Below are 541 nucleotides of genomic sequence, written 5' to 3'. Positions count from 1 at the left end.
CCAGTACCGCTACCACCTCAGCCATGTGCGCCTGGCTGACCGGCTCGAAGGCCCGGCCATCAGCTCTGCACCCATTGAGATCGCCGACGGTGGCCTGCGCCTGGACGGTTTGCCGGTGCGCGAGGGCTACGCCTTGAACGTCTACCTCTCCGGCCAGGACGGGGAGGGTGCCTATCTGGCCGGCGTTGCCACGGGCAGCAGCTTTGAAGTCAGCGGCCCCAATTCGGCCCTCGTGCTGCCCTGTCGCACGCTGGGCGCTCAGCCGTTCCCTGTGGGCACCATCACCGCCGCGTGGCGTGGGCGCGTGCTTGTCGCCCAGGGCAATGTCCTGTGGGCCAGTCGGCCCATGGCGCCGCACCTGGCGGACTGGCGGGATTTCCGGCCCATGCCTGCGCCGATCACCGGCATCGTGTCCGTGGACGATGGCATCTATGTGGGCACGGCCGAGGATCTGGTCTTCCTGGCTGGGACCACCTTCGACCAACTGGCCTACCTGGAGCGCCAAACTGGGCCTGTCGTGCCGGGATCAGCCGTCGCGGCG

General features: G+C 68.8%; 1 pseudogene. It reads left to right on the top strand.

The annotated features are described in order from the left end of the window. Positions 1-541 (top strand): annotated as a pseudogene (locus L995_RS19980) (hypothetical protein); the annotation flags it as partial.

The sequence above is a fragment of the Delftia sp. ZNC0008 genome, from assembly GCF_000799035.1.
Taxonomy (GTDB): domain Bacteria; phylum Pseudomonadota; class Gammaproteobacteria; order Burkholderiales; family Burkholderiaceae_C; genus Comamonas; species Comamonas tsuruhatensis.
The sequence above is the reverse complement of the archived record's forward strand: the minus strand, read 5'-3'. Positions and strand labels throughout refer to the sequence as shown.